General features: G+C 61.9%; 5 protein-coding genes. 2 read left to right on the top strand and 3 right to left on the bottom strand.

The features are described 5' to 3' along the window. From ACLQ62_RS07650 to ACLQ62_RS07640, 3 genes are all read right to left on the bottom strand, one after another. Complete coding sequence (locus tag ACLQ62_RS07650; RefSeq protein ID WP_411721052.1) at positions 1-975, bottom strand: IS481 family transposase; 975 nt, start codon at positions 973-975, stop codon at positions 1-3. Positions 976-1100: 125 nt separating this feature from the next. After that, positions 1101-1304 (bottom strand): hypothetical protein, encoded by a 204-nt coding sequence (locus ACLQ62_RS07645; protein ID WP_411721051.1) that lies wholly within the window; start codon positions 1302-1304, stop codon positions 1101-1103. Between the two features lie 844 nt (positions 1305-2148). Beyond that, on the bottom strand, positions 2149-2394 hold the full coding sequence (locus ACLQ62_RS07640; protein WP_411721050.1) for a hypothetical protein: 246 nt from the start codon (positions 2392-2394) through the stop codon (positions 2149-2151). A 520-nt stretch (positions 2395-2914) separates the two neighbouring features. On the opposite strand from ACLQ62_RS07640, the gene ACLQ62_RS07635 reads away from it, so the two are divergent. Further along, the gene (locus tag ACLQ62_RS07635; protein WP_411721049.1) at positions 2915-3484 is read left to right on the top strand and encodes a dihydrofolate reductase family protein; all 570 of its coding nucleotides are present in this window, start codon (positions 2915-2917) and stop codon (positions 3482-3484) included. Between the two features lie 760 nt (positions 3485-4244). Then, positions 4245-4565 (top strand): hypothetical protein, encoded by a 321-nt coding sequence (locus ACLQ62_RS07630; protein WP_411721048.1) that lies wholly within the window; start codon positions 4245-4247, stop codon positions 4563-4565. Positions 4566-4846: the final 281 nt, after the last annotated feature.

The raw sequence follows: 4846 nt of genomic DNA, 5'->3' as shown, positions 1-4846 counted from the left end.
CTAGATGTTCTTCCCATTGACGTTGTGGACACGTTCGATGGGTGACTTGCCTCCGATGCCGGTATGGGGTCTGTGGTGATTGTAGTCATGAAGCCAGGCCTGGTAGGTGTCGGCTCGGGCAGTGTCTGAGTCGTAGTGGTGGGCGTAGGCCCACTCGGTCGCGAGGGTGCGGTGGAAGCGTTCGATCTTCCCGTTCGTCTGCGGCCGATACGGGCGTGTGTATTTGTGGGTGATGGCCTCGCCGAGGGTGTCGTTGAACAGCCGGGACCGGTAGCAGGACCCGTTATCGGTCATCACCCGGCTGACGGTGATGCCCAGGCCGGCGTAGAACGCGTTCGCGCGGCTCCAGAACCCGGCAGCGGTCTCTTTCTTCTCATCGGTGAGGATCTCGGAGTAGACCACCCGGGAGTGGTCATCGATCGCGGAGTGCAGGAACGCGTAACCGGCGCCGGAACGGTTCTTCCGACCCTCTGCCCTGCCGCGGGTGCGGTGGCCTCCGCCGTCGGGGATCCGGCCGAGTTTCTTCACATCAACGTGGACCAGATCGCCGGGATTCTCCCGTTCGTAGCGCACCGGTTTCGGTTTCCGCACCCGCACCCCGGTATTCAGATCAATGTGTCCCAGCAATGGCACCCGGTATCGGGTGAGGACCTTCGACACCGTCGACTGCGGCAAATGCAGGTGATACGCAATCCGGTGCGGACCCCACCGTTTCGTGACCCGTAACGCGACGATCCGCCGCTCGGTGCGCTGCGGTGTCTGGTTCGGTGAGCGGTGAGGTCTCGACGACCGGTCTTCCAGGCCCGCCTTGCCCTCGGCCCGATACCGGGCCACCCATTTCGACACGGTGCCGCGGGCGACCTGGAACCGCTCAGCGACACGCGCCTGAGTCCAGCCGTCATCGATGACGAGCCGGGCGATCTTCAACCGGCCCGTCGGGTTCAAAGCGGCGCGGGCATGGGTAACGTAAGACACGAGGACCTCCGTGAACTCGATCTAGGTGTGGTTACCCATATCGATACCGGAGGTCCTCACCTCTTCACCTCACGCCACGCTCACAACCTCCGTGGGAAGAACAACTAGACCGCCGCGGGCGTGGCCTAATGCTTCTTGTGCGCGGCATCCCCCTGGTGCCCGGCGTCCGGCTTGTGCGCCTGGTCTGCCTTGTGCGCCTCTTGCACCGCATCGGAGGCGGCGCTCATGTCGTGGTCGTGCTCCTTCGCGTGCTTCTCAGCGCGCTTCTCCTTGAGCGTCTTGGCGGCCGGCTTCTTGACGTGATGCTCGTGCGGCGACTTGTCAGGCATGATCTCTCTCCTATTAACCCACTGTACCCGCCTTTTCGACGGTTCGAACGGTTCGCTCCAGCGATCTCGCTGCGTCCATGAGGTTCTCGTGAGGGGTCCGTCTTATGGGTACTGGCGACTCAATCGCGGTTGTTCCTCCGCACGCGAAACATCGGGGTGTCGGCGTTTGGTCGAGGAAGCAAAGATCAGTGACGCGATTACCGCGATCCATACTGAGATAGAGCTCGCGCCTCGACTGAACAGGTCTGGGAACGGTAACAGTATTGGGTTCGCGAATGTCGCGGTTAGGTCACCAGCGATCGCTCCGATGAGCGTGAATAGAGTCAGTCCAACGGCTATGCCGATTCCGAACCCTGTCCCGAGGCGCGAAATAGCCCACATGCCGACCGCGCTCACCGCTAGAGAAATCAGGATTACAGGGACGATCCGCAACGTCTCTCCAGCCGTCAAAAAGACAACGCGGACACCTTCGCTGTACGACAGGACAACGAACCAAACCAATCCAGCGAGCAGCCCGAGAACTACCGATCTCGCAACATCGACCGTCGCACGATCGGAGGGTGAACCAGTAGACATTGCTGATTCTCCTTGCAGTCGATGAGCCCCCGATTCGACTCGCTTGGAACATGACCAGCGCTTTCGCCATCGAAGGCGGTTGAGGTGAACGTACTCTTGGGAAATAACTCCTGTCCAGCCCATTTGGGGTTCGGAGGGGGACGGCAGGGGCACGACGAGTGGCCAGGGCTCGCCCGGGGACCGTGGCTGGGACGGTTGATTAGCGCCTTGCCTGATGCGGTAACCGTTTCGCTTACCGTTCGTCACCAAAGTGCGTAAAACGCGTTCGCTACCGCGCGACGTCGACACCCTTAGTGAAGAGTCCCACGCCCAAGATGACTAGGCCGACTAAGACTCCGAGCATCGCTGTGGCCATCACGGCTGCGTCTGCCGGAAGCATCGAGCAGGCCGCGGACGAATCGTCATACGGACAGGTGCGCCACGGCTGGAAGAAGTAGACGTAGGTCACGATCGCAGCGGCAAGTGCGATGACACCACCAATGACTTTGGTGAGCGTCTTACTGCGTGGGGTCATGCGTGCATCGTATCCACCCCTGCTCTGGCTGCCAGTCGTATAAGGACGATCGAGGCTCTCAGTTCGCAGACAGCACCCGCGGCATGTCGCTCGCAGACACGTTTGCAACGAGCGAAGGGGATCACGCGCCGTGGGCGATTGTCTTGTATTTAGTGAGTGCAGGCTCAATCGCCGGCCTCACGGTGATCGGCGCGCCGAGGTTACGAGCCTCGACGGGTGATCGAAGCGATGCGCTCGTGCAGCCATCTGGTCCGCGCTTCTGACGTACCGAGCTTCACATGGTTGCAATGACGGCGGGTTCCCGCTGAGCGTTCCACTCGTGCTGATCGACGATCCCCATCTGAGACAGCCCGTAGCGTGCGCCGAGCCGTTCGTTCGAACCCGGGGAGGGTCAGAACATATGAATAGCTTTTAGGGGTCCGACGTGATCGGGCGCACCTTCCCGAGGTAGGTCTCAGAACGAAGCCACTCGGAGTACGATCCGGTGAAACACGCTGTGTGCATCAAGGGAGGAACCCCGATGAGACCACTTCGATACTCGATCAACGTCACGCTCGACGGCTGCTGCCACCACGAGGCGGGGCTTCATCCGGACGAGGAGTCGATGCGTTACTGGACCGCTGAGATGGAGCGAGCCGATGCCCTGCTGTTCGGCCGGGTGACCTACGAGATGATGGAGTCGGCGTGGCGGAAGCCCGCCACGGGCAGGTGGCCCGATTGGATGGATGAGTGGCAGATCCCGTTCGCTGAGACCATCGACCGTGCGGATAAGTACGTCGTCTCGAGCACGCTGAGCGGGGTCGATTGGAATGCCAAGCTGGTGCGAGGCGACTTGGAGCAAGCGGTTCAGCGGCTCAAGCAGGAATCAGGCGAAGGCCTGTGGGTCGGTGGCGTGACGCTCCCACTGGAGTTGGCGGATCTGGGACTGATCGACGAGTACGAGTTCCTTGTGCAGCCGGTCCTTGCCGGACACGGGCCGACGTTGCTCGCCGGTCTGCGCGAGCGCATCCAGCTAGAACTCGTGGATCGCCACGAGTTCCGGTCGGGCGCGGTCGCGATGCGATACCGGCCCACCCGAGTATCGCTTTGACGCGACTTGTCCTGGAACGTTGACCGTTAGGCACCGAACGTCTCGTTGGTTCCGGAGTAAGCCCTTGCCTCCCGTGCCAGTAGCGCTCGAAGGGCCCTCGAGTGGTGTCGGCTTGTGGGTGCTTTGTCGATGTTGATGGGCGAGTCCCAATGATGGATGAGTTGCGTCTCGATCTGTTCGAGCGCGTTCCCAGCTTGGGAACGCAAACTCAATTCGGTTCGAAGGAGGGCTGCAAAAGAGGCGGGGCACTGTCGATGACCCGGTTGCAGGCTTGCGGGTGGGGCTTGCTTGAAATAGGTGTACACCTCGCGGGCCAGAAGGTTGTCCTCAGATTTGCCGATGTACAGAGGGCCGCCGTCGGCGGTGGAGCTCACACCGAGGGTCGTCCAAACGGATTCAGCTCCGTAGATCGCATAGAGGCCGGGTTTCGGCGGGACGACGGTGGGGGCGTCGATGATTCGGAGCTTGTCGCCAGACAAGCTTTCGAACGCAGCTTCAAAGAGGGCGGTCCAATTCCATGTTTGGAGGCGACCGCCGTGCTGACCGTGACTCTCACTACCGCCCCGGTGAGGGTTCGGCATATCGGCAGCGGGAGAGGTGCGCCGACGCTCGGTCAGCGGTGGCGCAACCGAGTCGGCTGCTCGACATTTAGGGGTTTTCCTCGAGCAGTCACTCGCTGACGAGGCCGCGGCTCGCTTCACGCTTAATCTGCGGCCGGTTCAATGGCGCGGGTTCCCCCCCGGGATCCGCCAGCCAGATCGTGATTCCGACGGTCGGCATTCGGTGGTTCGACGTTGATGAGATCCGTGCAGCGTCGATCGCGCGCAACGGATCCGACGGCAAACTGTGCCTTGGCTGTAACCGGTGGAGGTGGCTGCCGGTCCCCGTCGAGCGACTTCCTCCGTTTCGGATCGAGCCGTCCCTCGGCGATGCCGACATCGCGGCGAGCCCTGAGTGGTTCGGGGACGGCTGGAACAGCTTTCGGCAGGTCCTCGTCCGCAGAGAACTCGCCGAACTGCTCGCCCAGGCGAGCCCCCGTGACTTCGACTTCGCCGAGGTCACGATCGCTTCCCCGCGCTGAAGGACTTGCGAGAGACCCTCAACGCACTGGCATTGAGGTCTGGAATCGTCGCGTATGTCAATGGCGCGCAACCGCCGGTTGCCGCAACTTGAGCGGGCATTCCGGCTGGATCAGATGTTCGGCCAAAATTCCTTCCCGCTGAGGATTCGTCGTGCCGCGGCCGCAAGGATGCATACGGCCCCTCGTCCAGCGCTTCGCTCACTTGCCATAGTTTAGGAGGCGACACAGGCGAGCAGAACGGGCACCACCTGATTTGCCGGGGAACCCATCACGCTCAAGGA

Origin of the sequence: Mycetocola sp. (assembly GCF_046716805.1) — a bacterium.
In the GTDB taxonomy this organism is placed as follows: Bacteria; Actinomycetota; Actinomycetes; order Actinomycetales; family Microbacteriaceae; genus Mycetocola_A.
This window is presented reverse-complemented; position numbering and strand designations above follow the sequence as displayed.